18 protein-coding genes are annotated in these 26,877 nt (G+C 41.2%); 10 read left to right on the top strand and 8 right to left on the bottom strand.

The genetic code is table 11. The annotated features are described in order from the left end of the window. Window positions 1-4 precede the first annotated feature (4 nt). Together JW794_08940 and JW794_08945 are read right to left on the bottom strand one after the other, a co-directional pair. Window positions 5-1,102 carry an ATP-dependent 6-phosphofructokinase gene (locus tag JW794_08940; GenBank protein ID MBN2018235.1) on the bottom strand — a complete coding sequence of 366 codons (1,098 nt, stop codon included), beginning with the start codon at window positions 1,100-1,102 and terminating at the stop codon, window positions 5-7. Between the two features lie 154 nt (window positions 1,103-1,256). After that, a complete protein-coding gene (locus JW794_08945) occupies window positions 1,257-2,921 on the bottom strand; it encodes a T9SS type A sorting domain-containing protein (protein ID MBN2018236.1) in 1,665 nt (554 codons plus the stop codon). Between the two features lie 269 nt (window positions 2,922-3,190). Between JW794_08945 and JW794_08950 the strand changes: the two genes are divergently transcribed. Continuing rightward, a complete protein-coding gene (locus tag JW794_08950) occupies window positions 3,191-5,815 on the top strand; it encodes a hypothetical protein (GenBank protein ID MBN2018237.1) in 2,625 nt (874 codons plus the stop codon). A 223-nt stretch (window positions 5,816-6,038) separates the two neighbouring features. On the opposite strand, the gene JW794_08955 is transcribed toward JW794_08950, so the two are convergent. Further along, on the bottom strand, window positions 6,039-7,064 hold the full coding sequence (locus tag JW794_08955) for a hypothetical protein (protein MBN2018238.1): 1,026 nt from the start codon (window positions 7,062-7,064) through the stop codon (window positions 6,039-6,041). A 10-nt stretch (window positions 7,065-7,074) separates the two neighbouring features. Next, window positions 7,075-8,088, bottom strand: a complete 1,014-nt coding sequence (locus JW794_08960) for a carboxypeptidase regulatory-like domain-containing protein (GenBank protein ID MBN2018239.1) — start codon at window positions 8,086-8,088, stop codon at window positions 7,075-7,077. Between the two features lie 140 nt (window positions 8,089-8,228). Between JW794_08960 and JW794_08965 the strand changes: the two genes are divergently transcribed. The 9 genes from JW794_08965 (at window position 8,229) to JW794_09005 (ending at window position 20,914) form a co-directional block, all read left to right on the top strand. After that, window positions 8,229-9,677 (top strand): glutamate--tRNA ligase, encoded by a 1,449-nt coding sequence (locus JW794_08965; protein ID MBN2018240.1) that lies wholly within the window; start codon window positions 8,229-8,231, stop codon window positions 9,675-9,677. Between the two features lie 14 nt (window positions 9,678-9,691). Then, window positions 9,692-11,407, top strand: a complete 1,716-nt coding sequence (locus tag JW794_08970; GenBank protein ID MBN2018241.1) for a glutamine--tRNA ligase/YqeY domain fusion protein — start codon at window positions 9,692-9,694, stop codon at window positions 11,405-11,407. Window positions 11,408-11,416: 9 nt separating this feature from the next. Then, window positions 11,417-11,989: a GNAT family N-acetyltransferase gene (locus JW794_08975; protein MBN2018242.1), complete on the top strand. Its 573-nt coding sequence runs from the start codon at window positions 11,417-11,419 to the stop codon at window positions 11,987-11,989. 15 nt (window positions 11,990-12,004) lie between these two features. Next, window positions 12,005-12,823, top strand: coding sequence for a PTS sugar transporter subunit IIA (locus JW794_08980; protein MBN2018243.1), 819 nt, complete (start codon window positions 12,005-12,007; stop codon window positions 12,821-12,823). Between the two features lie 12 nt (window positions 12,824-12,835). Next, a complete protein-coding gene (locus JW794_08985) occupies window positions 12,836-14,125 on the top strand; it encodes a cation:proton antiporter (protein ID MBN2018244.1) in 1,290 nt (429 codons plus the stop codon). Between the two features lie 6 nt (window positions 14,126-14,131). Continuing rightward, on the top strand, window positions 14,132-15,253 hold the full coding sequence (locus JW794_08990; GenBank protein MBN2018245.1) for a DNA polymerase III subunit: 1,122 nt from the start codon (window positions 14,132-14,134) through the stop codon (window positions 15,251-15,253). A gap of 98 nt (window positions 15,254-15,351) precedes the next feature. Beyond that, complete coding sequence (locus JW794_08995) at window positions 15,352-17,925, top strand: T9SS type A sorting domain-containing protein (protein ID MBN2018246.1); 2,574 nt, start codon at window positions 15,352-15,354, stop codon at window positions 17,923-17,925. Between the two features lie 144 nt (window positions 17,926-18,069). Next, window positions 18,070-19,791 (top strand): T9SS type A sorting domain-containing protein, encoded by a 1,722-nt coding sequence (locus JW794_09000; GenBank protein MBN2018247.1) that lies wholly within the window; start codon window positions 18,070-18,072, stop codon window positions 19,789-19,791. A 58-nt stretch (window positions 19,792-19,849) separates the two neighbouring features. Further along, on the top strand, window positions 19,850-20,914 hold the full coding sequence (locus tag JW794_09005) for an endonuclease (protein ID MBN2018248.1): 1,065 nt from the start codon (window positions 19,850-19,852) through the stop codon (window positions 20,912-20,914). Window positions 20,915-20,981: 67 nt separating this feature from the next. Here JW794_09005 and JW794_09010 read toward each other — a convergent pair whose 3' ends face one another. The 4 genes from JW794_09010 to JW794_09025 all read right to left on the bottom strand — a co-directional run bounded on the left by JW794_09010 (window position 20,982) and on the right by JW794_09025 (window position 26,852). Next, window positions 20,982-24,035 (bottom strand): C10 family peptidase, encoded by a 3,054-nt coding sequence (locus tag JW794_09010; GenBank protein MBN2018249.1) that lies wholly within the window; start codon window positions 24,033-24,035, stop codon window positions 20,982-20,984. A gap of 79 nt (window positions 24,036-24,114) precedes the next feature. Continuing rightward, on the bottom strand, window positions 24,115-24,375 hold the full coding sequence (locus JW794_09015; GenBank protein MBN2018250.1) for an RNA-binding protein: 261 nt from the start codon (window positions 24,373-24,375) through the stop codon (window positions 24,115-24,117). Between the two features lies 1 nt (window position 24,376). Continuing rightward, window positions 24,377-25,468 carry a family 10 glycosylhydrolase gene (locus JW794_09020; protein ID MBN2018251.1) on the bottom strand — a complete coding sequence of 364 codons (1,092 nt, stop codon included), beginning with the start codon at window positions 25,466-25,468 and terminating at the stop codon, window positions 24,377-24,379. After that, entirely contained in the window at window positions 25,455-26,852 is a 1,398-nt protein-coding gene (locus JW794_09025) for an exodeoxyribonuclease VII large subunit (protein MBN2018252.1), read from the bottom strand. Before JW794_09025 ends, JW794_09020 begins: the two co-directional genes overlap by 14 nt. Between the last annotated feature and the right edge of the window lie 25 nt (window positions 26,853-26,877).

Below are 26,877 nucleotides of genomic sequence, written 5' to 3' on the forward strand. Positions count from 1 at the left end.
TTTTTTAGTCGCCAAAACTGATACCCACTCCCCGTGCAGTATGCACAAGATTAGAATGCACATTCACAAGGTTATAGGTATTGATGGCATCTTTGATTGGAACACTTTTTATATCATTATTTTTATAGGCAACCATTTCGCCAAATTTTTTCTTAAGAACCATTTCAAAAGCTTTCACGCCGAACTGGGTTGCGAGTATCCTGTCAAAGGCACAGGGAATGCCGCCACGCTGTAAATGTCCAAGAATAGTGACACGGATATCGGCTTGGGTTCCAGCATCTTCAAGCTCTTTCTTGAGCCTGATGCTTGAACCACCGAGTTTGAAATTATGATATCCGATTTCATCAACTTTTTGCCCGACAACGGTTCCATGTTTTGGGTATGCACCTTCTGCAATAACAATATTTGCAAACCCGCGCCTGTCCTCGGTTCGCATCTCCACCATTTCTTTTACTTTTTGAAGATCGTAAGGAATTTCCGGGATAAGGCATACTTCAGCACCACCTGCGATTGATGCATAGAGTGCGATCCATCCGGCTGCACGCCCCATCACTTCAAGGATGATGATCCTGTGATGGCTTTCTGCTGTTGTTACCAGCTTGTCCACTGCATCGGTAGCAACCTCGACTGCTGTCTGGAAGCCGAATGCAAAATCTGTTGCAGATAGGTCATTATCGATGGTTTTGGGGACACCAACTATGTTCAATCCCATCTTAAACAATTTTTGCGAGATTGTCTGAGAACCATCTCCGCCGATATTTATAACTGCATTGATGTTCTCTTCTTTCAGGATGTCCAGCATCTCTTTTGATCGATCGATCTCGGTCCATTTGCCATTTTCATCCTGAACAGGCCAGGCAAAAGGACCGCCTTTATTGGTCGTGCCGAGAATTGTGCCGCCACGGACATGGATACCTGCAACTGTTCTACATGAAAGCACACGTAATTCACGGGGATCTTTTAGAACACCGTTGAATCCATCGATACTTCCAACGATCTCCCATTCATCTTCCTGGGAAGCACGCTTGACGATTGCTCGGATCACTGCATTGAGCCCGGGACAGTCACCGCCGCCTGTAACAACCAAGCATCTTTTTTTCATAATTTTATAATATATGCCTTTATCAATGTTATGTAATTAGAAACCGTCTCATATATTTTTGTGTCAAGTTTGAGTAACGCATATCGTAAATTTGATATAATGCTAGTATCTTCGAATAAAAAATTCGAACTGCAGGAGAAGTGCGAGAAATTGTTTAACGAATCAGTAAAAGCTTTTTAACGAGCTGCTTTTCGTCAGTTCTTACAAAGCAGTAATAAACTCCTGATCCAACAAGCTGATCTGATTCATTCCTGGAATCCCAGGTTGCGGAGAATGATGACCCAGTAGCAGATTGAATGGGAAGGGTCCGAACAAGCTGACCTTTTGTATTATAGATATCTATCTTTACAGATTCATTTTGCAGTTCATTATTAGGATGATTTTGAGAATAAGTAAATTGAATATGAATTGAACCAGAGAATGGATTCGGAGAGCATGAGAGAGAATAATACAGATCTGATGGTATTTCTGGATCATCAACGCTAACGGGCATAGTATAGAAAATCGAACCAAAAACATTGAGCATATCAGCGAAATTCAAAACCTCAAGCCAGTAATAATAATCAATGTTGATAATTCCGGTCATGTCATTATAGAGATAACTTTGAGGCACAGTTGTGGTACCAGAGCCAGGAATGATGGCAGCATTGATTTTCTCTGCAAGTGAATAATCATCAGTTTCGCTGCGATAAATATTAAAACCAATGACATCAGTTTCCCATAGAGAGCCCCAGGTAAGTCGGATGTTGTTATCCACCTTGTTTACTGCAAAGGAATCGATTTCTATATAGGAACGGTCAAAATAGATTTGACCCATATCGCATATCGTGCCGTCGGGATCATCTGGAGAAGCAGGATCGCCAGCATCAATACACGGTGAGAATCCCGAGAGACAATATATATTATCGCTGACATGCAACAGTTTAGCATTACGCTGAATATTGCCATAAACATCGCATGAATCTCCATTTACGTTGGTTGTGACATTTACACATACTGAGTCATTAAATCCATGTACAGGACCAAGTTCATTATTCCAGAAAGATGAATACGAAACGGTTGGAGATCCTGACCAGAGATAAACTGCATAGTTGCCCTCGTTATAGCAAAATATTGAGTTTTGGAAGTCAGGACTTGAGCCATAGCCATATAATGCACCACCTTCGTCAAAAGCCGAATTTCCACAGAAAGTTGAATTTACTATTTCCGGACTTGAGTTATCGCAATGAAAACCGCCACCCAGTTCAGCGCCGTTATTGCAGATCATAGCCCTTGTAAAAGTGGGATTTGCATCTATAAGCGATACCGCACCACCGCCAATTGCTAAATTGTCATACAGCTGAACATAGGATATCTGAGAACTTGAATTATTACAACAGATACCACCGCCATACAGCGCGTTGTTATCCTCGATGATACAGTAGCTCAATGTTGGGCTGGCGCTGTTAATATTGACTCCCCCGCCATAATTATTTGTACTGCCATTTCGAATAGTAAAACCGCATAACAAAGCTGCAGGTGTCTCACTACTTGTAAATGTTACAACAGACCCATCACCCGTACCGTGCACGATTGTCTGTAATATTGCAGATGTGTCCTGGGTTGTAATAAAGTGTGACGCAACGACAATATTCTTTCCAATGAAATCGATATTCTCGTTATAAATGCCGGTGTCGACGAGAACTGTGTCTCCAATCGCTGCTGAGTTTATTGCAGCCTGAATTGTCGTGTAATTCGTCGGCACATGAATAACCAAAGCAAAAAGCGAATGACTTATAAAAACAACTAGAAGGACAAGGAGCAAAAATCTTTTTTTCATTCTATACCTCCTAGAACGTTTCAAAAAATTATCTATCTTATGCGTATATTTTAATATTGTGTCAAGTTTAGATATTTTGATAAAGAATTTCATGCGAATGTGTCATATGTTGTTATCAAGTAACTTATTGCGTATTTTTACGGATAAAAAATATATGAAAATCCAATAATTTTGTAAATTCAAACGTATTGAATCTATAATTTATTTCTAATCTTGACGACATTATTTATTTTTAATTGAGAAGTATTATTAAATTTTAAGGAGTTATAATGCCTGTTTTCAAGATAATGTTAATACTATTTTTGTTTTCATTTAATGTTCTGATTGCAGATCAGCGCATGGAGAGCGCAAAAGAGATTGCATCATATAAGATTACAGCTACAGATTATCAAAATAGTATAGATTACGCTTCAGTAATAGATATATGTGGTGATTGGCTTATAGTTGGAGCTCCTCTTGCAGATGATACAAACACCGATGAAGGTTGTGCATATATATACCATTGGAATGGAAGTTCTTGGTCAGATGAGTGTAAAATAGTTGCCAGCGATGCAGATGAGGAAGATCAATTTGGTTACTCTGTAGCTATTTCCCCGGATATGGCTTTGGTAGGAGCTATGTATGAGGATACCAGGGCGGCTAATGCAGGTGCTGTTTATGCATATTATTACAATGGTGCGGACTGGATAGAGCAAAAATTGATGGCAAGTGATGGAGAAGCCCATAATCATTTCGGAGAAAGTGTTGATCTCGATGGTACTGTTGCTGTTGTTGGTGCACCTCAGAGAGGAGAAAACGGTAATCAATCGGGAGTGATCTATACCTTCAACAGATCTGGAAATACGTGGACTCAATCTGAAAAATTATGCCCGTCCGATAACGCACAATATGATTATTTCGGCTGGTCAGTAACCATCTCAGATGACTGGTTAGCTGTTGGCTCAACGGGAAATGATCAAGCCGGAAATTCTTCGGGAGCTGTATATTTTTATCAACATCAAGCAGACAACTGGCTGGAAAGAGATAAAGTTGTAGCAGGCGATACAGAAAATAACGATAATCTTGGATATGCAGTAGATATTGATGGAGACTATGCTCTTATCAGCTCAATTAATGATGATGATAATGGTCCTAATTCGGGCAGTGCATATATTTTTAAAAGGAGTAGTACTAGCTGGCTGGAACAGGATAAACTTCTCCCATCTGATGGCGCTGGTGGAGATTATTTTGGAAACTCCGTTTCTTTGGATGGAGATTATGCAATTGTAGGGTCTGCTGAACATGATAATGGAGATGATCTAGATTGTGGAAGTGCTTATGTTTTTGAAAGAGATGGCATTGAGTGGAGTCAAATTAGTATTTTGACTGCGGATGTTCTAACTGCAGAAGATTTCTTTGGGAAGCAGGTTGCCATAAGCGGTTCGATCGTTGTTGTTGGATGTCCTGGAGATGATGATAATGGTAATAATTCAGGATCTGTGTTCACCTATGAAAATAATACTGATGATTTTACGTATACGACAAAAGTATTTGCAAGTGATGGATTTGCATATCGGTATTTTGGTTCAGCAATTGCTATGGATGGTGACTGGCTTATCGTGGGTGTTCCTCTTGATAATGATATGGGAAATGAAGCTGGAGCTGCATATTTTTTTCATTGGACCGGAAGCGCGTGGAGTGAAATCAGTAAAATAATTGCTTCTGATACAGAAGAAGGTGACCAGTTTGGCAATTCTGTAGCTATTGTCGGGCAGGACTTTCTTATAGGTGCATGGCATGAAGATACTAATGCACTTAATGCTGGAGCAGTATATTATTTCAAATACAATGGAAGTACATGGTATCAGCAAAAAATTATAGCTCCCGATGGAATAGCTCATAATCATTTTGGATATTGTGTATCATGGGATAATGATATGGCAGTAATAGGTGCTCCTGGATGTTCTGATCATGGTTCTCAATCTGGAGCTGTTTATATAACAGAACTGATCGGATCTACCTGGCAAACCCCGTCAAAACTTATTCCTACTGATAGTCAGATCTATGATTATTTTGGAACATCAGCTGATATTGATAATTCAAATATAATAGTTGGAGCTCACGGTGTTGATGACTATGGTACTTCCGGTGGAGCAGCATATATTTTCAATACAGTTACTAAATCAGAAACAAAACTATTTTCTCCAGATATAGCCGCTAATGATAACTTTGGCAAAACTGTTTCAATTGATGGAGATTATGCTCTTATCAGCTCAATCAATGATGATGATAATGGTCCTAATTCGGGCAGTGCATATATCTTTCATACTAATGGTAGTTTCTGGAATTTTCAGCAAAAATTAGTACCTGCTTCACTACAAGCTGGAGATTATTTTGGCAGCTCTTTAAACCTAAGTAATAATTATGCAGCTGTAGCGTCTATCTATCATTCCAATAATAATGAACTTGAAGGTGGCACGGTTTTTGTGTATGAGTTAGACAGAGATAATTGGAATATTCTTGCTGAATTATCTGTGACTGATCCAAGTGATTATGATTGGTTTGGTAAATCAGTTTCTGTTTCGGGAAACAGGGTCGCTGTAGGTTGGATAGGAAATGATGATAATGGTATCGACAATGGTGCAGCAATGGTTTTTCATGATATTGATACAGTTACGCCATTAATCCCTCCTGAAGATGTTTCGATTTCAGTCGATCAAAGTTCAGGTGTTGATATCTATTTCGAAGCTGTTCTAGGTGCAACCGGATATAAAATTTATGGCTCTGATACTCCAACAGGAATTTATGCCGACATTACATCAAGCGGGTCATTTTCACAGGTAGGTCAACAGATTCACTGGTCGGCAACGACATCAGAAAATTTATATTTTTTCAAGATTACTGCAATTCGTTAACATATTTTTTAATATGTTTTGAATTCATGATAAGTATTTCCTACAGCTAGATTTCAAATCATGAAATACTCTATGATTGTAATTATCCCCTTCTCCTACGACTTGAAATCTCATTGAGAAACCCAGAGGTAATAACAGACAGATAACTATAATCAGTGATTTTAGATTAGTTGATGATTTGAATTGCTGACCGGATATATCTTTACTTTTCAACTATATTTTTCTAAAATAAATATTCGATGTTGATCCTTCCAAGAAAGGATGTCCATCCGACCTCAAGAGATAATCGTACAGAAGAACCGCTTTTATCTATAAATGCATACCCTATACCACCTGTAATATTCGGTAAAAACTTCTTTTCTTGTGGTCCACCTTCTTCAAATAAATCAAAAAAATCTCCATATTCCAAGCCAAGATTTAATCGATAGAAAATACCTTTCATCTGGCAGCCATTGAAATATTCTGTAATGAAAGAAAAACCATAGGATTCATGATACCCAGATGAGTAATGAAAGTTTGCTGCAAATATAAAATCGATTAGAGCATACCCAGCGTTGTTATGTCTTATCACATATCCTGCAGCAAGACCAGGTATCAGGAGAGGGGTGATCCGAATATACAAGAGTGAATTTTTCTCTTTGGTTTCGATTTTTGGAATGTCCTTTTCTTCCTCTTCATGAAAGAGAATGACAAGATTCTGCACGGGCATGAATTTCTTTTCCGACCAGTATATGGTATATGAATCCTCATTTTTCTTTAACCTGTCAGGTATCATCGAAAGGGAGTCGATTCTAAGTTGTTTATTAGGAAAGGTTAGCCGGAATGCCGCCTCTTCGAGTGGTTTTCCCCAAGTGTTCGTTGTCGTAAAGATATATGTTGCCTTGTTGCCGAGAAGTTTCTGACGATAGGATATCCTGTAACAAGCAGTATCTTTCTTTCCAACCTCAACATTGAAAAAGAAACCGTTCTCTTTTATAATAGTGATCGGAGATTCGGTCTGCTGAGGCTGACCTTTTACAAATGCAGAATCATAAACACCAAGAATGCTGTCCCGCGGGATAGGGTAGAAGAGTGTTGCCTTTATATTATGATTGCCGACATTCCTGAAATAGTAATCACCCTCAACGGTAAAATAGTTTTTATCTAGCTCAAATGAGAGATCCTCTTTATAGAATTCCAGTTGTGCCCATAATGCAGAAGAGATGAGAAGAAGTATAATAATAGTAACAAGTATTTTTTCTATTTTCACTCGAATATTTCTATCTCAGATACAACATCTTTCCAGAAGCCAGGATTTTATCACCACATTCCAGATTATAGAAGTATACACCACTCGGGACGTATTTATTTTTCTCATCCAAGCCCGACCACGAGACCGAATTCTCAGTTGGAGAAACAGGAATTTCTTTTATCTTCTGACCTTTGCTGTTGAAGATCGCGACAGAACCGAATGAGTTATGAGGTAATGAATATTGAAATTCTGTTTCATTGTAGAATGGATTGGGATGATTGGAGATCGAAACCGTGTTTTCTTGAGGATTTGGATCGACAGATTGAGGAACAAACACGAATGAGACATTTGATATTGAATCCGGCTCGACCGTGACGTCCATCTGAACTGATGGATATCCCGACTTATATGCAGATAATGTATAATTCATACCATAAAGACCATCAATAAAAAAATACCCAATTTCATCTGTATATATCGATATTGATATTGGTGAGATTATATCAACCTGTACATTCGGGACAGGATAACCAGAAACATCTGATACATTTCCCTGAATTCCACCATAAGTTTGTACGTTAAATGGATTATTTCCAAGAGATGGCTGGTTCTCTTTTGCCAGTAAGAAATAATCATCATATGGTACAACACGAGCTAATGATTGACCGGAATAAGGAGCGTTTACGGTAGAGTATGCATAATCTCCCCAATACATTTCATCATAAAAGAAGCCATAAATGTACAGATCAGTACCATTTCTGTTAATTGTAAAATCCGTTTGCATATCCGCATTTGTTACCACTAGTGTATCATAGCAACCGAAGGCTATCCCATTATTGAAATAAGCTGTGCTTGATGCACTGGTAAGATAGCAGCCATCAAGATTGCCGGGTGAAAATCCATAAAAATCATATAATTCAAGATACCAGTTATCGTTATCATCAAAGTAAAGTTCGCTGAAAACAGCAGGTAAAATCGGATTTGAATACAGTATGAGTGCATATGAGAAAAGTAAAAAAATCAAAATAATTAATTTTTTCATAAACACCGCCTTTGTTGAGAGCCATTTAATTTTCCATTAATAATTTGTCAAATTTAATTTTAGATTGTACTATCATCCTCATTCTTGACAAAGAAAACCCGAAAAAAGTATGTATAAAAAAATCTCACAAGGAACATGATATGTCATCACCCAAAAATTCGGATATTCGTGTGCGTTTTGCACCAAGCCCAACCGGTTATCTCCATGTGGGTGGACTTCGCACCGCACTGTTCAACTACCTGTTTGCAAAAAAAAATGACGGTTCTTTTGTCCTCAGGATCGAAGACACTGACCGAAAGAGATATATTCCGGGTGCACAGAAAGACCTCCTGAATACGATCAAGGCAGTTGGCTTGAATTATGATGAAGGACCGGTTGTCGGCGGAGATTACGGACCATATATTCAATCCGAGCGCACAGAGCTTTACCGAAAATATGCACAGGAACTGATCGACAAAGGAGCTGCATACTATTGCTTCTGCTCAGAAGAACGGCTGGAAAAACTGCGCGATGATGCAAAAGAAAACAGCACTGCGGTCGTGTATGACGGGGCATGTAGAAACTTATCACAGGAAGAAGTTCAGGAAAAACTCACACAGAACATACCTCATGTGATACGGCTGAAAATTCCCAAAGAGGGCTCAACTGTATTTTATGATGCTGTTCGAGAGCGCGTAGAAGTGGATAATGCACAAGTAGACGATCAGGTGATCATAAAATCGGACGGCTTTCCGACATATCATCTCGCCAACGTGGTGGACGACCACCTGATGAAGATCAGTCATGTGATACGCGGCGAAGAATGGCTCATCAGCGTGCCGAAGCATATTTTTATGTATGAAGCACTCGGGTGGAAAGTGCCAAAATTCGTGCATCTGCCCTTGCTGCTCAATCCCGACAAGACAAAACTCAGCAAACGTCAGGGCGATGTGGCAGTGGAGGATTATCTCGCAAAGGGATATTTGCCGGAAGCTCTTATAAATTTTATTGCACTTCTCGGATGGCATGCATCGGAAGACAGAGAATTCTATACAATGGAAGAACTGATCAAAGCATTTTCACTCAAGCGTATCAGTAAATCCGGTGCGGTTTTCGATTTGGAAAAACTCAACTGGATGAATGGCTCGTATTTGCGCAGTCTTGATCTTGAATATATTGCAGAAAAAGCAAAACCATTTTTTGAGAAAGCAGGAATCGATATTTCAGATCACGAAAAATACGTCCGTGTTGTTGATAATGCACGTAAGCGCGTTGCAACGATCCCAGAAATGATAGCTCACTCTGATATGTTCTATCGCGATCTCGTATTTTCAGACGAGGATAAACAGATCATTTCACATGAAAAGGCACGAAAGCTCTATTCTTTCTGGATCGAACAGCTTAGCACAAAAGAAAACTGGGCTGAGAACGAGATAAAAGAACTCGTTAAAGAAACAACTCAAACAGTTGGAGTAAAGGGTAAAGACCTGTATTTTCCGCTCCGGCTTGCCCTTTTTGGAGAAGTTCACGGACCGGATATTCCTTCATTAATTGACATTCTTGGAACAAAAGAAGCAATTGCACGCCTTAAAAGCGTATTGAATGCATAATTCGCAGGAGCATCATGGACGATAAAAAGATATTAGCACTACTGACAAAAGACGAAGAGTCCGGATCGAAGGATTTCATCCGTCAGATCATCGAAGAAGATATACGAAACAAGAAACACAATGGCGAAGTGCACACTCGTTTCCCACCGGAACCAAATGGTTTTTTACACATCGGACACGCAAAAGCAATATGCCTGAACTATGGTCTCGCTGTACAGTACAATGGCAAATTCAACCTGCGTTTTGATGACACGAATCCAATAAAAGAGGAGACAAAGTACGTGGAAGCGATCCTCGAAGACATGAAATGGCTGGGCACGAATTGGGAAGACCGTCTTTTCTATGCCTCAGATTATTTCCCGATCCTCTATGATTATGCAATCAAGCTCATCGAAAAAGGCAAGGCATACGTGGACGACCTGAACGCTGACGAGATTCGCGAATACCGCGGAACACTAACAGAACCGGGAAAGAACAGCCCCTTCCGCGACCGTTCGATTGAAGAAAATCTCGACCTTTTTGAACGCATGAAAAACGGTGAATTTCCAGAAGGAGAAAAAATCCTTCGTGCCAAGATCGATATGGCACATCCCAACATGAACATGCGAGATCCGGTGATGTATCGAATTTTACATAGAGAACACCATAGAACTGGAGATACTTGGTGCATCTATCCAACCTATGATTTTACCCATGGTGAATCGGATTCAATAGAGAGAATTACATATTCACTGTGTGATATAGGTTTCGAAAACCATAGACCTTTATACAATTGGTTCATTAATGAACTAGAGATATTCCCTTCAAGACAAATTGAATTTGCCAGACTTAATCTTTCCTATACTATTCTAAGCAAAAGAAAGCTCATAGTTCTTGTGGAAGAAGGATATGTTAATGGTTGGGATGACCCACGAATGCCAACGATCTCCGGGCTGCGAAGACGCGGCTACACAGCGGAATCCATCTGGGATTTTCTCGATAGAATCGGCATGGCAAAGAGCGATAATCTCGTTGATTATGCCCTTCTCGAACATTGCATCCGCGAGGAACTCAATAAAACTGCAAACCGCTATATGGCAGTGCTCAAACCGCTCAAGATCATTATCGATAATTATCCCGAAGATCAAGTTGAGGAACTGGAAGCGGTAAACAATCCCGAGGATGAATCAGCCGGAACGAGAAAAGTTCCATTTTCAAAAGAACTCTATATCGAGCGGGATGATTTCATGGAAGATCCACCAAAGAAATTTTACCGTCTTGCCCCGGGAAGAGAGGTTCGTCTTCGATATGCCTATTTCTTGAAATGTAATAGTGTGGTAAAAGATGATAACGGCAACGTAATAGAGCTTCACTGTTCGTATGACCCGAAAACAAAAGGCGGCAATGCTCCTGACGGGCGAAAGGTGAAAGCAACGCTGCACTGGGTTTCTGCAAAGCATGCGATCGACGCAGAGGTTCGTCTTTATGAAAAGCTTTTTGTGAACGAAAATCCCAACGATGCTCCAGAAGGCAAAGATTTCACACCGAATATAAATCCTCACTCTTTTGAAAAACTCACAGATTGCAAACTTGAACCGGCATTGTCAGAGATCAAGCCTGGTGACAGAATGCAGTTTGAACGCAAGGGTTATTTCTGCTGCGATAAAGATTCAACACCCGGAAAAATGATCTTCAACAGAACGGTCACCCTTAAAGATGACTGGCAGAAGATCCAGAAGGCGATGAAATAGGAGTAGGATATGAAATATTTCAAAAAGATGGTCGGGGAAAGATGCTATTTATCCCCGATCTCAAAAGAGGATGCTGCACAGTATGCCGAGTGGTTGAGTGACATCGAGGTTGGTATCGGTCTTGGCTGCTTTACCATGCAGCTCAGTCTTCCGAAAGAGGAAGAATTCCTTCAGAATATGATTGCCAGGAATGAATATGTTTTTGGCATTATCGATAAGAAAACCGATACGCTGATCGGAAATTGCGGACTGCATAATGTCAATTATATAGACGGTAGAGCGGAGTTCGGCATTTTCATCGGTGATAAATCCTATTGGAATAAGGGATACGGCAAAGAAGCAACATGCCTGATCCTGGATTTTGGTTTCAATGTTTTGAATCTTCACGAGATATATCTGCAGGTTTTCGATTATAATCCAGGTGCCATTAAGATGTATGAACAGGTTGGATTTAAAAGATCAGGTGTTTTTCGTGAGGCAAAAGTGATCGGTTCGAAGAAATTCAACATAATAATCATGGATATTCTCTCCGAAGAATTTTCAAGTATATTTATCCAGAAACATATACCGGATAAGAGATAAGCATGTGAGGTAATCATGGATCTACAAAAAATACTCTGTAAAAACTCGATTGCAATAGATGATTCTTTGAAGGACAAAGAAGCTGTCCTGCACAAGATCGCAGATATGGCTGTCCATTGCAAAGGGCTCGAAGGATATAAGCCAGAAGAGTTGTATCAAAGACTCGCCGAACGGGAAGCGTTACTCTCCACGGGCATCGGCAAGGGCATTGCACTTCCGCATTGTACGTTGGAAGAACTCAAAGATTTTGTTATAGGTATACTCGTCGTACCTTCAGGTGTGAATTTTCAGGCGATCGACAAGAAAAAAGTAACACTCTTCATTTTCATCTTTGCACCTAAAGCGAAACGGAATGATCATATCAGTTATCTTGCGCGCATATCACAAATTCTGCAGTCTCAGGAAGCATTCGATGAGATCGTTTCACAAACAGATTCGGAAAAGCTATACACGATATTCTCACGACTTACAGAAATTAAAGAAGAATCAGTTCAAAAACCCGGTGTTGAAAAGACACTTTTTCATGTTTTTGTTCAGCTCGAAGATTCGTTTGAGGACTTACTTCAGATATTCTCTGAAATATCTGACGCACATGTTTCAATCGTGGATGCGAACAATCCCGGTTATTATCTTCATGCCCTGCCGCTTTTTGCAAGTTTTTGGAATGAGAGTGACAAGGGATTTCACAAGATCATTATGGCGGTTGTTCCCAAAAAACTCTCGAACGAAGTACTTCGCCAGGTCAAGACAATAATGAGCAGCCAGAAGAGCAGAGATGGCATTTTGGTCGTAACGAACGATGTCAACTACTTCTCCGGTAGCTTAAATAAATAGAGATGATGTAACATGAACTTTTTTTCATCAATTCAGCATTTCTTCCAGACACACACACTGCCCATTCTTGCACTGCTCGGGCTCGTTGCATTAATTAGTTTCTATTTCGGAAAGATCACAAAAAGCATACGGCTTCCGCTGATAATCGGCTACATGTTCTTCGGTGTCCTGATCGGACCTTCAGTTTTCGGAATATTAACTCCCTCGATACAGGATGCGCTCTCATTTATTACGGATATTGCGCTTGGTTTTGTTGCATTGACCATTGGTCTTGAGCTCAGTCTCAGCGATCTAAAGAAACAGGGCTCAGGTATCATATCAATTATTTTCGCAGAATCATTCGGCGCTTTCATTCTCGTATTTTTCGTTGTATGGCTCGTTACAAAAAACCTTCCACTCGCACTCATCTTTGGTTCCATTGCTCCTGCCAGTGCACCTGCAGGAACGGTTGCGGTCATCAGAGAATACCGGGCAAAAGGTCCCCTTACAAAAGCTCTATATGCTGTAGTGGGATTTGATGATGGACTTGGGATCATCATTTTCGGATTTGCTTCTGCTATTGCAAAGCACATTCTTCTGAGCCAAACAGGTGTTTCGTCAGGAGGTTTTTTTGCACTTATCCTCACACCCTTAAAGGAGATATTTTTAAGTATCCTTATCGGTTTGCTTGTGGGAGCTCTTTTCTGTATTCTGGTAAGGAAACTCAAGAGTTCGAGTGATTATTTCATACATATTTTTGGCGTCGTACTTCTCATGGTCGGGCTTTCTCATGCCTTTCATCTCTCGCTGATACTCACAAATATGACAGCAGGTATCCTGATCATCAATACACAGCGGCATAACCTGATCGAGATTATGCATAAGGAACTTACCAGTGTGATCCCGCTTTTGTTCATTCTGTTTTTTACTCTTGCTGGAACAAATCTCCAAATTGCCGCTTTGCCGTCATTAGGACTGCTGGGCATTGTGTACATTCTTGCACGTTCAGCAGGATTGATCGGGGGTTCACGTCTCGGTGCAATGTTCGGGAAAGTGTCACGGAATATAAGAAATTATATCGGGCTGGGTATCCTGTCACAAGCTGGTGTTGCGATTGGATTATCACTTATCGTAAAGAAGGATTTTAGCGGATTGGGCAAGACTATCGAAGCTGCAGGAAAAACACTGACTGTGGGTGATCATATTGGGACGATCGTGATCACGACCGTAACGGCGACCTGTATTTTCTTTGAGATCATCGGTCCGATCCTCACAAAGATCGCCCTGCAAAAAGCTGGTGAGATCAATGTGGAAGAGGAATAAAAGAAAATGTTCGCGCTGATCAAAGGGCAGAAGCAGGCACACCAGATCTTAACACAACTCATTAATGAAGGGAAAGCAGCACAAAGCTATCTCTTTTTTGGACCTGAAGGCGTTGGCAAGCTCGCGACCGCTCTGGAGTTTGCAAAGATCATAAACTGCCAGCATCCGGACAAAGGAGCAGATGAGACCTGTCCTTCATGCCATAAGATCGATTCCTATTCTCATCCCGACGTAGACTTGATATTTCCCACACCAAAGTTCGAAATAACGGACGAAGGCGAGTTCAAGAAACAGGATGAACAGGAGCAGATACAGGCATATGTCGAGCAGCTTAAACTGACTCCTTACGAACGCATGCAATTTGGTAAAGCAACAGCCATCCATGTCGATAAGATCAGGATGATCGAGCGCAAGTTACGGTTCAAACCAAATGAAGGTAATTACCGTGTTGTCATTATTGTACAGGCAGAAGAGATGACAGTCCAGGCAGCGAATGCTTTTTTAAAAACCCTCGAAGAACCTCCTGCCTATGCTGCGATAATACTCACAACGACCAATTATTCACGCCTTCTTCCAACGATTATATCACGCTGCCAGAAGGTTCGTTTCAATGCAATTCCCGCAAAAATAATCGAAGAGCATCTTATCCAGCACTATTATATCGACCCGACATTGGCTCGCATAAGCGCACGGATAGCAAACGGAAGCATGGCAAAGGCGATCCGGCTTTCAAGAACCGATTTCATAGAAGCCAGAAAAATGTCACTCGATATTATCGATGCCCTGATCCATGACAATCTCGCAACGGTTCATCGAATTTCTCAGAATTTTGCAAACAATAGGAATGAAGAACTGCTCAGGGACATTCTCGATTTTCTTGCAATATGGTTTGAGGATGTGTGCAGCTTTACGCACGGTTCTGATGCGATCTCGAACATCGATCATGAGGATAAACTCAATGAGTTCTTTGATATGTTCCAGGTGTCAGAAAGAGTTATCCAGAATATTATACTTCTTTTTGAGGAGAACAAACGCATGCTGGAAGGTCATGTTCATCATGAATTGATCTTCATAAATACATATTATGAGTTGCGTAAAAGGTTACATTCCCAAGGGATTTACTTGTAAAAATTGGGATGTACAAATATTGACAGGTTTTTATCATACTTTAACATAATCAACGTATGAAAGAAATAATGAAAGCAAAGAAACGATATGGAGGTAGCATGAAAAAATTAGCTATTTTATTTAGTCTTCTTTTACTGTCAGGCATGTGTTTTGCGCAGGCATTACCTGATGATTGGACCGGTGATACCGATATTGACACATATAAAGAAGAGATAGAGGTTCATGGAGGAACCTATAGTTGCAAAGTTGTCGTGAATTCCGGCACACAAGCTAACTGTGATTTCAGTAATGATGTTGAAATTGCAGTCACAGCAGGAAACACCTACACAGTTTCATTCTGGGCTTATACCAGCGAGCATGTAAGAATTACCTGTGCATTGGATTGGGTTGGAGCTTCATCAACATATCCGGGAACCTATATTGGTCCCGACACGGGTGGATGGGCTCAGTACACACAGAGTGATGAAGTGCCCTCTGGTGTTACAGGTGTAAATCTCAGATTGAGATTTTATGACACATCAGGATTTTCCGCTCCTGAGACCTGTTATGTAGATGATGTTACGTTTGAGTGTCCTACAGGAACACCTCTTACAGTTACGAATGGTGATTTCGAAAGCTGGCCAAGTGGCAATTCTATTACAAAAGCCTATGCAGTCGGCACCGAAGATATGGATGTAGAATACGTTGGAGCCATGACTTCTGTTTCAGCAGCTGATTATCAGCTTACTGGTACTACTACGATTACCTTTACAAGCGCAACAATCGATGGAACAGATCCAACCCTTGTCCATCTGACCGATGCTTCCCAGAGTATGATCGGCGACCTTACGCTTGATACGATTACCGATGCTGCGAATACAACCGATTATGAGTTCTATGCAGGTATAACACCCATTGCGTTAACAAATACACTCTGGCCAAGTGATGGGCATATTGAGAACGGCAAACTCGCAACCTTCGATGCAACGGCTACCGCGAATGATGATTTTAGTGATGTGTGGCTCAGCGATTTCGAAGGTGCATACAATGGTGCAATGGTTTATGATTATAATTTTATCAATGATGTGGCTGTAGACGATCAAGTACTCTTTGTTGCAAAGCGAGATGAATATCTTAATCAAACCGAACTTGTAAATCCAGTAATTCTGAATTCATACAGCGGTTTTGCTATTTCCCCAACTGTTATTGATGGATCAGATATCGATCAGACGATTCCAGCAAATACAAATCCGGCAGAGCAATGGGAAGGACAACTTGTTGAAGTTGAAAATGTAGAGGTAGCCGCTATCGTTGAAACCGATCTTTATATCGGTTCAGATGACAGTTGGGTAACCAGTTTTATTATCGGTGATAAGGTTGATTACCAATATGCATCTACTGGTACTGCACTCGATGCAGCAGTATCATCCGGGAATCCTGTTAATATCGTCGGTGTTGTAGACTGGAGAAACAACGATGGTTACTATCGAATAAATCCACGCTCCGGAGATGACATTACACCGAGCGGTGGAAATCCAAGTGTTATTAAAGCATGGGCTTTGAGTGAAGACGAAATAGATGTTATGTATGATCTCGATATGACAAGCGCAACACCTGGTTGGTATTATCTGACCGGATCAGCAACCATTACATTCGATACCGTTGAAATCGATGGAGATGAACCTCAGATCGTACACCTTTCAGGAGCATCACAACCAATGATCGGTGACCTTACACTTGATAACATCTACGATTCAAACAGTGATACTGATTATGATTTCTATGCAGGAATCACTGCAATTGCTTTGACAAATACAAATAATCCTGACAAAGGACACATCCAAAATGATAGGATCGCAACCTTCTCTGCAACGGTTACTGCTAACGACGAGTACAGTGATGTCTGGGTAAGTGATGATACCGGTGCCTATAACGGCGTCCTTGTTTTTGATTTTGATTTTTGGGAGTTGGTATCTGTTACAAACGATATCCTATTTTATGCAACACGTGATGAGTACAATAATAAGACCGAATTAGTAGATCCGGTTCTCTTAGATCTTCAATCTGGAGAAGAGGTGGTGCCATCAATTATTGTTGGATCTACTATTAATTGGACAATTCCTGCAAATACTGATCCTGCAGAAATATGGGAAGGCCAGCTTGTTAAAATAGAAAATGCTATTATTCAGGGAATAGATGCTGATGAATATGTCGGATCTGACGATAGTGGAGCTACAACTTTCGTGATCGGTGATGCAGTTGACTATAATTATGGAGTCACAGGCGCTCTCCTTGATTCTGCAGTTGCTTCCGGCGATCCTTATGACATCATTGGTGTGGTAGACTGGAATTATTACGATGAATATTACCGTATCAATCCAAGGGGTGTGGAAGACATTATTATTAGCGTCTCAGTCGATCCTACACCAGGAAATTCATATAGTATTCAGAATGTTCCAAATCCTTTCAACGGTTCGACCACTATTTCCTTCTCGCTTCCTCATCATATAACAGGCACCATCGATATCTACAATATTCATGGTCAGCTCGTACGTTCTCTTGCTCCGGAAGATCAATCTGCAACATGGAATGGTCTTGATGAAAATGGAAAAACAGTGGCGAATGGTATTTACTTCTACACTGTTTCAACGAGTAAGGACACCTACACCAAGAAGATGATCTTAATGAAATAGAATTTCTTAATAACTCAATATAAAAAGGCGCATTTCGATGCGTCTTTTTTTTGCACTATGTAATTCTTGACATCGGAGTATCTTTTTAGGATAAGACAGCAAAGCATTGGAAAAATTTTATATTATTAATATCAAGGAGCATGAATGAAAAAAAGTTTATTTTTTACAGTCTTATGTTGTATTGTGTTTTCTCTCTCTTTACATGCAGAATGGTCATCAAATCCATCAGTTAATACAGGTGTGTGTACCTTGCCCGGTGAAGATGCCATTCCAAAAGTGGTAGCAGGACCTTTGGGCGATATCTATGTGGGGTACTTTGCCAACGAAGAAGGTAATTATAATGTCCGTTTGCAGCGTTATGATGCCGCAGGTAACGCATTATGGGCTTCGAACGGAATACTCGTTAGCGATAACACAGCCATGACATGGCTCACAGATTGGGATATGACTGTGGATCATGACAACTCAGCAATCCTGACATTCCAGGATATTCGAGATGGCAATAACAATGTGTATGCATATAGAATTTCTCCAGAAGGGACATTTGTATGGGGTGCAAACGGGTTGCAGCTTTCGAACTCAACCGCCTTTGACGCAGCTCCCAAAGTAGCGGTTACGAGCAGCAATAATGCAGTGGTTGTATGGAGTTCTGACGATGTGGCAAGACTGCAAAAAATCAGCCCGGAAGGAACGCTTCTTTGGGGAGCGACCGGCATTGAAATTTCCGGGACAAACAGCTATACATGGCCACAGCCGATCGCTGTTGAAAACGATATGGTAATCGTGAAATATTTTGAAGATTCAGGGGTTCCATGGGCGCCTACACGCTACATATATGCTCAAAAGTATGATGCGAACGGTAATGCATTATGGGCACCGCCTTGTGCGATCTCAACCGCAGGGAGTATCTCGGCATGGACACAGGACCTGGCGATCATTCCAGACAGCAATTTCGGTTTCTTTATCGGTTGGCATGACGACAGAGATTCTAATATGAATGCAGATGTCTATGTGCAGCATGTGAATTCCAGTGGCACGTGTCTCTTTTTGAATTTTGGTGTTCCTGCTTCTACGAACACTGGAAACGAGCATTACTACCCGTTCCTTGCCTATCTTGAGAATACGCAAATGCTCTATGTATATTGGAACGAGATGGATGCTGATCAGAATAATCGTGGTATATACGGGCAAAAATTTAATATGACCGGCACAAGGCTCTGGGAAGATTCTGGAAGGATGATCCTTCCTCTTACCCTTACAGACATCTATCCTTTTGGTATCGGGCATACGGATACTTTTGTATCAGTATACTATACAGAGGGATTGGTCGATGATCACGTAAAAGCAATGGCTCTCGATTCAAATGGAGATTTCCTCTGGCCAGGTAACAGCGTAACAATGTGCTCTGTTAACTCATCAAAAGTACACCCGGTAGTAAGTACCTTGACCGGTTCACAATGGATAGCTGGCTGGGAGGACGAACGAAGCGGAAGAGATATCTATGCCCAGAACATCAATACGGATGGAACACTCGGCTATATACCTGTTTCTGTCGAGCCGGAATATGATGCGAGTACTGCACTGCTTACTGCTGCGCCAAATCCTTTTTTGAGTTCAACCACGCTGAAATTCAATAAAACCACCCGGCTTCTCTCCGATACGCCGCAGCAGACAGAGATAAAGATTTATAATATTAAAGGTCAACTCATCAGAAAATTCCCCTTCACCTCTTCCACCCATCTCTCTGTCGAAGTAACATGGGATGGAAAAGATGAGAATGGGAATGAAGTAGTCCAGGGAATCTATTTATTTAAAGCAAGTATTAGTAATGAAGAATTTTTTCAAAAAGTGGTAAAAATTCAATAATCTCAATAAACTTTACAACAATTCAACCTCGCAGCAAACACGGAGCGAGGTTTTTGATATGAAAAAAGTAGTTTTTAGTATTGCAATGTTGCTTACATGTGTTTCTTTTCTCTGTGCAGATTATTATGACGGCACAGAAGGATTGTATGGCGATGAGCTCAAAACAGCCCTGTACAATATTATCAAAGGTCATACAGAATATTACTATGCCGATCTCAGGGATTATATTCTCATTAATACCGACGAAGATCCGGAAAATTCTAACAATGTCATTCTGATATATACAGGGCACTCCCAGGATAAAGATACTTTTGGTGGACTGCTCGATGAGTGGAACCGAGAGCATGTCTGGGCAAAATCACATGGGGATTTCGGAACAACACCACCAGCTGGAACGGATGCACATCATATACGACCCTCCGATGTCGGAGTGAATTCGATCCGCGGGAATAAAGATTTCGATTACGGTGGCGATCCCGTGTATGGCTATTATGGAGACTTTGCCGGAAATACAGACAGTGATTCATTCGAGCCAAGAGATGATGCAAAGGGAGATATTGCACGAATGATCATGTACATGGCAGTTCGCTATGAAGGCGAGAATGGTGAACCTGATCTTGAAATGGTGGATTATATCCCATCATCGCCGGACGGACAGCCTTATCATGCAAAGGAGAGCACGCTGATTCAGTGGCATCTAGATGACCCGGTCGATTCATTTGAAATGCTGAGGAATGAGAAAATTTATACAAACTGGCAGCACAATCGCAACCCGTTCATCGATCATCCTGAATTTGCTCAACGAATCTGGTGCTATGCTATCGATGATCCTTCGGTGGGAAATGTTACCATTGAAGCATATCCCAATCCATTCAAGACTTTAACAATGATATCATTTAATTTGAATTCGGATTTGCGCGAATTAGCTCAAGTGAAGATTTACAATATGAAAGGGCAGCTAATCAAAACCCTTTCCTCATTCCCAAACCCCAGCTTGGGAACGCAAAGTGTTGTGTGGGATGGCAGGGATGAAAACAATCAATCCATTCACAGTGGTATCTACTTTTGTGTAATCGATGCAGGTGAAAAGCAGATCGTAAAAAAACTAACATTTATTCAATAAAAAAAATCGAATATATACAAAAAGGGCGAAATCATCATGACTTCGCCCTTGTTTTTTTAGAAATATTTTATTTAAGTAAGATCAATTTCTTAATGTCAGACTGATATGTATCGGTTTCTAATCGGTAGAAATAGACACCATTTGGGATGTCATTTCCGCTGTTGTCTTTACCGTTCCATTCAAATGTATTATCACCCGCTTTTGGATTATCGATGTCATAAGATGAGACAAGCTGTCCAAGCAGGTTATAAACCCTGAGCTGAGGATTTTGTATCTGTGTATTTGGAAGTCCAAAGGAAATCGTTGTCTGGTTTGCTACAGGATTTGGGAAGTTCTGTGTGATGAAGAAGTCATGATTCTGCGGATTGCTTCCAACGCCTGTCTTTTGCGTACAGTCAACTGAACCTGTTCTTGCCAGGTCATAACGATAGATGCCGCACAGGAGATCGCCTTCGCCATACGGGGTCTTATAATCGATGATCCACATGCCTGCACTTGTACCGAAAGCGATATCATAATCACCGTCATTATCGAAATCAGCTATTTGCGGTGAGGATTTAATATCATAATCAACATAGATCGGGAATTCTGCTAATGCATTGCCATTCATATCTAAACCGTATAAATACTTGTCATTGCATCCGAAGATGATATCATACACACCGTTTCCGTCGATATCACCGACTGCTGGTGTGGATTCGACATCACCGGGAAGATCGTAGGGAAATCCCGCAAGAGTATTACCGTTCCAGTCCAGGACATAGAGTTTATCACTGTTTGAACCGACAATAATGACAAGGTCGTTGATAACATTCGAATTTGTTGGATTGATAACAACAGGAGAGGTGCGGATATCACCGGAAAGAGGAAATTCATCGATAATCGTACCTTCGTTATCTAATTTGGTAAGGGTACCATCAGCAGCACCAACAAGTATGTAATAATCATCAATGAACTTCACGATCGTTGCAGATCCGTGAGGTGCAGCAGAGAGAGTTGCCTGCCAGGCAATCACGCCTGTTTCGTCTATACAATAGAGCACACCATCATTACAGGGGATCAGCATCTCTTTGATGCCGTCACCGTTGAGATCTTCAACTGCAGCACCAACACCGCTGTACATAAAGTTCGGAAGCGTGATCGGGAAGTTCGGGTAGATCGTACCCGTTTGATCGACAACATAGAGATTTTTTGTAATCGTCTGTACAATTATCTCTTTGACGCCATCACCTGTGAGGTCGGTTACAACTGGGGTGCAGAGAATATTACTGTCCGTTGTATAATCCAAAACAACACTACCATCAGGATCAAGACCGATAATTTTATTTGCACGTGAGGCAGCAATAATTTCTAAGTCATCGTCAGCATCGATATTTGCAACGGCAACTGAGCCGTAAATCTGATTGGTCGTATTATAAGGGAATCCGCCTTGTTCTGTTCCGCTCATATTATACAGGTGTACTTCTCCATTTTTATCCCCACAGGCAAGCTCGAGTTCGTTATCAGCATTGTCAAGGTCTGCGACTGCAGGTGAACCGGGAACTCCATTTGTTATCAAAACAGGCCAGCCAGCGAGATCGAGTGTAACATCTATATCAAATTCAAGGTCTGCGTAGTAGCCACTATTACTTGTTACATGGAGGTTAAAAGGTATGGAGCAAACGCCGATACCTTCGTCAAATTCAATCACAAAAGGATCCAGAAGATTAAGCTGTGATGAACCCGCAGGAATATCGTTGTAAGTTCCGGTTGGATCCGTAATTGTTGCACGGGGATCGGTGGTTTCCAGGGTAGCAACAACGCTTGTTGCAGTAGAGAAACTCTGTCTGTTGGTCAGGCGCACACGAACCTGTGCGGTTTCACCTGGATTGACTTTTCCATCTCCATCTCCTGAAAGTTCGGACACGAACATTTCATCAAATTCAATAAACGGGTAAATACCACCCTGTATATTCATAACTGCATTATCAACCGTCGTGAAACCGGCAGGCATTCCACTTGGGAGCGAGTACCAGCCATTGTATGAACCAGCCCATCCGAAATTGAGATGGTAGGTTTCTTCACTAGTATTATATCCATCAACATTGATGGCATGTCCACCAGCACCGGTGATTCCCATTTCACATGGTCTTGCATTCATCATATCCTGCTGCATCACGGTATAAAAATTCGGGTGTGATGAATAATAATGTGTTGCTGAATCAAATCCGAATCGTGTCAGAAGTTCATTACGAACATCAGAGCAATATGCTCCTGAACCATCTGAGGAGTATTTCATCTCTACGGAGAAACCGCAGGCAACGGAAATAACGGCTTTCATCTGGTTGTCGAGAGGGGTATTCGTCTGATAGAATGTACGGAGCTGGTCGAGGAGGAGATTCAATTCCGAGAATGAGGGGAAATCAAGAGAGTTATGGTCATTATCAATATAGATATAGGGAGTTGTATAATTGGACACATAATCATCGCTGTCATCAAAGGAAGCACTGCCGATATATCGGTGATAATCAACGATCATTGACATTGCTGTGGCAACACATCCGACTACCGATCTTCCACCATTTTGGGGATCGAGCGGACAATATACATTCCATGGATAGCCCTGATCATAAAGCTGTTCTATCCAGCCGCCGGTGGATGTTGTACCTGTTGGCGGGTAAATATCTCTATCCTTTGCTTTTGAAATGAAATATTCCACATCTTGGTTTTCGTATTTCTTCCATAGCATGTTATTCTGAGAGAGAATATCTGATGATGTGAAAGGAATTGCTTCATTACGAAGGGAAAGGTCTTGAGTAACATAGTGTTGCCCGATCGTCCATTCCCCTTCTTCGGGCACTTCGTAATTATGGATGAAAGAATAACCAAGAATCGGGACAATATCAGTATCAGTTGTTACAATTATAAAACCCTGGGGATCAAGATGAAAAACATATGCAAGTACCGCGTTATCATCTCCCTTAAGTTCATAAAAATTATTAATAATAAAATCGCTTTTACTTTCTACCTGCAATTTCGTTCGTGCTGTTTGTTCTGCCAGGTTATATGATACCGGCACTGCTGATAAAGCAACAGCGAAAAGCAGCAGGAAAGCACAAGTCACAAAAAATCTTTTTTTCATTGTAGGCCTCCGTTCTTTTATATAATTTATGCCGAATAGGGTATTTATGTCAATCTTTTTTGGGTTATGAACTATGCATTTATGTGGTTTGATTTCGTACAAGAAGCTTATAATAATTCTGCACATCCGATTTTCCGACATTCCCTTTGGGGATTTCTGTAATCTCGCATTCGAGGATGAAACCGTAGAGTGTCATCTTGATGATGTCTCCAACCTGTACTTTTTTCGAGGGTTTCGCAGGATCGCCATTGATCAACACGAGTCCTTTATCACATGCTTTTTTTGCAATTGATCGGTGCTTGACCATGCAGAGTTTGTCGAGCAGGACATCGATTCTCATGCTATTTTATTGATAAGGTATCTGCAAGCTTATAGCCGTTCGCCACAAGACCACCGAAGTGGAATATCGAGATATTGTCGAATCCTGAAGCTTTCGCATACCTGATCTTGGACTGAATCTCGGCTGAAGTATATGTTTTTTGGTCATCCCATGCACGCAGGGAGAGTGCAATTTTTGAGGAATCCAAACGCACAAGGTTCTTTTCTATCGTATTCCTGAAAGAAATGTCTGATTTCGTGTACATCATAAGGTGCACGTAGTCAAGGTCTCTAAAGGTGAGCCACTGCTCCCAGTCTTGGTAAAAACGGTATTTTGCTTCGTGATTATCCGGCTTGGCAGTAACAGCGAACTGAACATCCGGCCTGAGAAATTTGATCTTTGAACCCGTATCCCGAATAAAATCAGAGATGACCTTCTGTTTCCATTCTGTGTAATTATTCGAGTATCTCTTTTCGGTAACATCATTGATAAAGTGTTCGAGTGCTAGTGAGTTATATGAGTACTCGCTTCCGGGGTATCGGATATAATCGAGGATAACACCGGCGATATCGTAATTTGATACAACATCGAGTATGACGTCCTGCGTATAGCGCTGGACCTCGGGGATTCCCGGGTCGAGATATGCACCTTCACCTTCTATGTGGCTGAGCATAGGATCATCGTCACTGGTTCTGCATATCCATTCCGGATGAGTGAAATACACATGATTCTCCGGTAGTTTATAGGTATAGAGAGGTGTGACAACAAATGTCGTCATCCAGGCATAGACTTTGATATTGAAATTCTTTGCGGTCTGAAGGAGAAAAGAGAGCGGATCAAAACCATCGATGGTAACAAAATAGGAGATCGGTTCTGGATTTGGAAAAGTCCTATCATAGCGATTTGGCTTGTAGAGTGCATCTCCCCGATAGCGTATTTCAGCGAAGATCGCATCAAAGTCATTGTCTGCAGCAGTTTTTACAACTTTTACTATTTTCTGGGGTGTATTGATGTCCCAAGCAGCAGCCCACAGACTTCTCATCTCTGCAGAGAGCGTAACCGATCCTGTAAGAAGGAATACAAGAATCACGATAAAAAATCTACGTCTGATCATTGTCCGGATTTTCATGAACCTCTGTGACCGAGCTGACGCATGTGCCGTCGTAGAAGTGGATTTCCAGCCGGTCATTGACAGCCACATTTTTGATGGTATTCAGGATACGCTTCCCTTTTTTCGTCAATGTATAGCCGCTTTTTAATATTTTTAGAGGATTGAGTTCCTCGCATTTTGCACTCAAGTCGATGAAGCGATCATGTGCTTTTATATATATTTCATTCATCGAATAACGAAGTGTATGATCGAGATCAACAAGGAGCTTATTGTTCATGTCAATGCATGAGTTTTTCAGCGATTGCAGGAATTTGATCTTCATCTCTTCGAGTTCAAACCGAATGTCAACAAGATAGCCAAGGGAATCCTTCAACCGCAAATTCAGATCATCGAGCTGCTGGGAATAATTCAAGAGAACATTTTCGGGATGCCTTCGTTCAAGACGATATGAGAGCTCCCTGCATTGGATCGAGTACTCATGCAGTCTTTCATAAAGAAAGTTTTGCATCCTGTCTGCATACGTCTTGAGATTATGTTGAAGCGCAGTCCGTTCCGGCACAACAAGTTCTGCAGCAGCAGATGGTGTCGGTGCGCGGAGGTCGGCAACAAAATCTGCGATCGTGAAATCAGTTTCATGACCGACCGCAGAAATAATGGGGATCTTCGATGCAAATATTTCCCGGGCTACGATTTCTTCATTAAAGGGCCAGAGGTCTTCGATGGAACCACCTCCCCTTCCGATAATGATGACGTCCACTTTATTGCGCTTATTGAATTCTCGTATTCCTTCTGCGATTTCCTGTGCTGCTTCATCACCCTGTACACGTGTAGGATAGAGATATATTTCCACGGGGAATCTTCTTGAAAGCACATTCTTCATATCCTGGATCGCTGCACCGGTGGGAGAAGTTACGATCCCGATACGCGAAGGATATTCAGGGACTTTCTTTTTATGAAATTCATCGAACAGCCCTTCCTCTTCCAGTTTCTCTTTCAATTTTCTGAAAGCGATCTCGAGTTCACCGATACCGAGGGGGCGCATCTGGTTTACATAGAGCTGGTACTGTCCGCTTCGTTCATACACCTTGATCTGCCCGTAACACATAACCTCCATACCGTTTTCCGGTTCAAAGCGGAGGTAATGATTGAACTGGCGAAAGAAGACACATAATAGACTGCTGCTCTCATCCTTGAGCGTAAAATACATGTGTCCCGAGGAATGTCTTTTATAATTGGAAATTTCCCCTTTTATCCACAGGGGGGTGATCGTGGATTCGAGGATATTCTTTATATGTGCCGTGATCTCGGAGACAGAGAAGACATTTTCGTCAGCAAGTTGCTTGCCTTTCGGTGTATGTTCCGATGATTCAGGACCAAAGAGATTCATGTTTAGCAAAACTCGAAAATGATTA

The organism is Candidatus Cloacimonadota bacterium, assembly GCA_016932035.1.
Lineage (GTDB): Bacteria > Cloacimonadota > Cloacimonadia > JGIOTU-2 > JGIOTU-2 > Celaenobacter.

Coding starts and splice junctions, on each gene's coding strand:
- JW794_09010 (MBN2018249.1), bottom strand. CDS start 24,035: ATGAAAAAAAGATTTTTTGTGACTTGTGCTTTCCTGCTGCTTTTCGCT.
- JW794_09015 (MBN2018250.1), bottom strand. CDS start 24,375: ATGAGAATCGATGTCCTGCTCGACAAACTCTGCATGGTCAAGCACCGA.
- JW794_09000 (MBN2018247.1), top strand. CDS start 18,070: ATGAAAAAAAGTTTATTTTTTACAGTCTTATGTTGTATTGTGTTTTCT.
- JW794_08940 (MBN2018235.1), bottom strand. CDS start 1,102: ATGAAAAAAAGATGCTTGGTTGTTACAGGCGGCGGTGACTGTCCCGGG.
- JW794_08985 (MBN2018244.1), top strand. CDS start 12,836: ATGAACTTTTTTTCATCAATTCAGCATTTCTTCCAGACACACACACTG.
- JW794_08990 (MBN2018245.1), top strand. CDS start 14,132: ATGTTCGCGCTGATCAAAGGGCAGAAGCAGGCACACCAGATCTTAACA.
- JW794_08975 (MBN2018242.1), top strand. CDS start 11,417: ATGAAATATTTCAAAAAGATGGTCGGGGAAAGATGCTATTTATCCCCG.
- JW794_09025 (MBN2018252.1), bottom strand. CDS start 26,852: ATGAATCTCTTTGGTCCTGAATCATCGGAACATACACCGAAAGGCAAG.
- JW794_08945 (MBN2018236.1), bottom strand. CDS start 2,921: ATGAAAAAAAGATTTTTGCTCCTTGTCCTTCTAGTTGTTTTTATAAGT.
- JW794_09005 (MBN2018248.1), top strand. CDS start 19,850: ATGAAAAAAGTAGTTTTTAGTATTGCAATGTTGCTTACATGTGTTTCT.
- JW794_08980 (MBN2018243.1), top strand. CDS start 12,005: ATGGATCTACAAAAAATACTCTGTAAAAACTCGATTGCAATAGATGAT.
- JW794_08960 (MBN2018239.1), bottom strand. CDS start 8,088: ATGAAAAAATTAATTATTTTGATTTTTTTACTTTTCTCATATGCACTC.
- JW794_08995 (MBN2018246.1), top strand. CDS start 15,352: ATGAAAAAATTAGCTATTTTATTTAGTCTTCTTTTACTGTCAGGCATG.
- JW794_08950 (MBN2018237.1), top strand. CDS start 3,191: ATGCCTGTTTTCAAGATAATGTTAATACTATTTTTGTTTTCATTTAAT.
- JW794_08965 (MBN2018240.1), top strand. CDS start 8,229: ATGTCATCACCCAAAAATTCGGATATTCGTGTGCGTTTTGCACCAAGC.
- JW794_09020 (MBN2018251.1), bottom strand. CDS start 25,468: ATGATCAGACGTAGATTTTTTATCGTGATTCTTGTATTCCTTCTTACA.
- JW794_08970 (MBN2018241.1), top strand. CDS start 9,692: ATGGACGATAAAAAGATATTAGCACTACTGACAAAAGACGAAGAGTCC.